The organism is Rhodospirillum sp. A1_3_36, assembly GCF_047263945.1.
In the GTDB taxonomy this organism is placed as follows: Bacteria; Pseudomonadota; Alphaproteobacteria; order Rhodospirillales; family Rhodospirillaceae; genus Rhodospirillum.
This window is the reverse complement of sequence record NZ_JBLAVB010000073.1, coordinates 1-2660: the sequence shown is the minus strand read 5'-3', so window position 1 is coordinate 2660 and position 2660 is coordinate 1. Positions and strand designations below refer to the sequence as shown.

At 51.5% G+C, this 2660-nt stretch carries 3 protein-coding genes; all 3 read right to left on the bottom strand.

All coding sequences use genetic code 11. The features are described 5' to 3' along the window. Positions 1–33 precede the first annotated feature (33 nt). The gene (locus ACLIRY_RS26920; RefSeq protein ID WP_413208498.1) at positions 34–1053 is read right to left on the bottom strand and encodes a hypothetical protein; all 1020 of its coding nucleotides are present in this window, start codon (positions 1051–1053) and stop codon (positions 34–36) included. Positions 1054–1144: 91 nt separating this feature from the next. Further along, positions 1145–1672: a hypothetical protein gene (locus ACLIRY_RS26915; RefSeq protein ID WP_413208497.1), complete on the bottom strand. Its 528-nt coding sequence runs from the start codon at positions 1670–1672 to the stop codon at positions 1145–1147. Positions 1673–1686: 14 nt separating this feature from the next. After that, positions 1687–1905 (bottom strand): toxin C-terminal domain-containing protein, encoded by a 219-nt coding sequence (locus ACLIRY_RS26910; RefSeq protein WP_413208499.1) that lies wholly within the window; start codon positions 1903–1905, stop codon positions 1687–1689. Positions 1906–2660: the final 755 nt, after the last annotated feature.

Sequence of the window (2660 nt, the reverse complement as noted above, 5' to 3'; positions counted from 1 at the left end):
TGCTCAAGCAGCAAGGCGTCTTTCTCCGCTTCGCTAAGTCGATATGTCCGGGGCGTTTTCATACAAAGGTTGAATCACAACCCAGGCCGTCAGCCAACCGATTTCGCCAACCCCGTGAGCAATTACGTAGAAGATGCCGAAATCCGTGTAGTCGAAGCGGGTTTCGTACAGGTGCCGGGAGGAGGGGGCCGCCGGGCGGAACAGCGCCGTGAAGCCCGCCAGGGACTGCGACAGGACCGTCCGCACCGCCGAGCCAGACAGGCCATCCAGCGCCAATGCACCGAAGGACAGGCGGTCGGAGAGGCCGCGACCCGCCGCTTCGCCTGCCCCAGCCCCTTCGCCCACCACCGAACCCGAACCGAACAGCCCCGAACCGACACCGCCAAACGCCAGGGCCGCATAGAGGTCCAGGTCCTGGGCGGCGATGATCGTCCGGCCACCGACACCGGTGACCTCCGAAAGGCCTTTCATGTCCCAGCTGTCGTGGTCCCGGGGGTCCTCGCTGGTGTTGTCGAAGGTGCCGACGTTGATGTTGACCCCGCCGCCAGCCTGGATGATCGAGCCCACACCCGGGCCGATGATCTCTCCGGCATAGGCCGTGCCGCCCTCATTCCTGAACCAGACGCAGGGGCCGCCGAAACAGCGGTTGTGGGTGCTGTCGGCGTTCTCCCATTCAAACCACAGGGTGGCGACGTTTTCGATGCCCTTGTTGACCAGGGAATTGGCGCTGATCGACAGGTCGCCCCCGGCCGCAAGGGTCGAGAAGTCGTTGAGAACCGCGCCGCCCGCGTCGATGGTCAGGTTCCGGCCGGCGACAATCTCGCCCTTGCCGGTGCTCGCCCCCGTGGCCGTGGCAACCGTGCCGTAGAGTTTGACCGTAACATTGCCCGTGTCGTAATAAACCATCCAATCCAGACCCGGATAGGGATGGTCGATGACCACCGTCGAGCCGTCTTTCATGTAGGCATAACCCTCCGGCGTGATGACCGCGCCGGGGACGGTAGGGGGCAACTTGTCGTCGGGCTCCAAGTGCCCCTTAGCGCGGTTGGTCACCGAAACTGCGTTAAGTTGGGTGGTGCCCTTGCTCAACAAGCACTACTGAGAAGGAAGTCAGATTAAAGCGATCCCCTCCCAATTTAAAAACTCACAACAATGACGCTAATTTTTCAGAAGATACTTTCCAATTTGAAATTCCTTGTATATTTCGACCGAGATATAAGTAAAAAACCTCTAATTTTTCTGAAAAAAAAGGGTAGATTGGAAAATAATTACCATACGCAGATTTAATATTTTCAAAGAATTTCTGATCTCGCATATGCTCGGACGGATTACTTGTTATAAATAGAAAGCTATTTGTAATGTAAAAGTCTTTGAACTTCTCTTCTCTGCCGCATGCCTCTCTTTCATGAACCCTTGCCTCTGGAATAATGGTAAAAACATCTATTTTTTTTGGATGATCAAATGCGTTACTAAAATTCGTAATAAAGCATGAAATCTCACCCTCAAAAAGAGAATGCCTCACCGCATGTCTCCACTGACGAACGTAATCATCTACACTCCAATCATGAGAAGATGCGACAAAAGTCTCTGGAAATTCCTCTAAAAAAATCTCCCCAACCAGATCCTTGCTCTCTTTGTTTTGATTTTCTAAGAATCTAATCATTCCAACCATCTGCACATCACTCCTTATCCCTTGAATACATTGAGATCAGCATCAGCAGTACCCAATCTGTTCCCTTTAATTCCAAATATCTTCCAGATACCCCCATTATGTCCATTAAAATCAGGACTAATATATTGTTTTCCATTTGAGTACACAGGCTGTCCATGAGACTCAAACGGATATTGGTACGTACGCTCGTATCCTAAATTCTTTGCCGCCTCTGTTGCTTGAGGAGTGGTCATCCGTTGCCACGTGGTGGGATTAGCGTCTCCAACATCAACGTCGATATTCGTCGGCGCTCCCGAAGCATCCATTGGATGGTCAGTCAGATCTGGACGCCTGGATGCACGAGTACAATGAGGTTCGGCCTAACCAAGGACGCTGGTGTTTCGGGCGCACCCCGGACCAGACCTTCATTGATACCGTGCTGCTGGCGAAGGAGAAAATAATCCCAGCGGTGTGACGTCGGACAATCAGCCCTCATCGGACACCCGCCACGAGAGGGAGCGCCTGTCAGATGAAATCCATACTTCTACAAATCATTCGGAGTTCATTGGCCATTTTGGGTCATCAACAAACGTTGAATAAGTAGCGCTTGATGCTGGGATCTTTTTTCGCGCCAAATATGTACTGAGGTCTAAAAAAGTTGCAAACGCTATCGAGTTTTCGCAAAACCAAGTCGCCTCACATTCATAACAGTGAAAGATCGTCTGATCTGTTGCTCCAACATAGACTTTCTTTATCCACTCTTGATTACATCTTGGGCATATAATTTTCATCCAACATCACTCTCTTTAATATGGATAGGCTGTGACTAGTTCCATCGTACCAGGTCGAACAACAATGCGTATAGAGGTTTCCCCAGATGTACCGTAATTGCTCACGGGGTTGGCGAAATCGGTTGGCTGACGGCCTGGGTTGTGATTCAACCTTTGTATGAAAACGCCCCGGACATATCGACTTAGCGAAGCGGAGAAAGACGCCTTGCTGCTTGAGC

What these genes read in the sequence shown, in the direction of transcription:
- ACLIRY_RS26915 (WP_413208497.1), bottom strand. Translation starts at nt 1,672, where the DNA reads ATGGTTGGAATGATTAGATTCTTAGAAAATCAAAACAAAGAGAGCAAG.
- ACLIRY_RS26910 (WP_413208499.1), bottom strand. Translation starts at nt 1,905, where the DNA reads ATGACCACTCCTCAAGCAACAGAGGCGGCAAAGAATTTAGGATACGAG.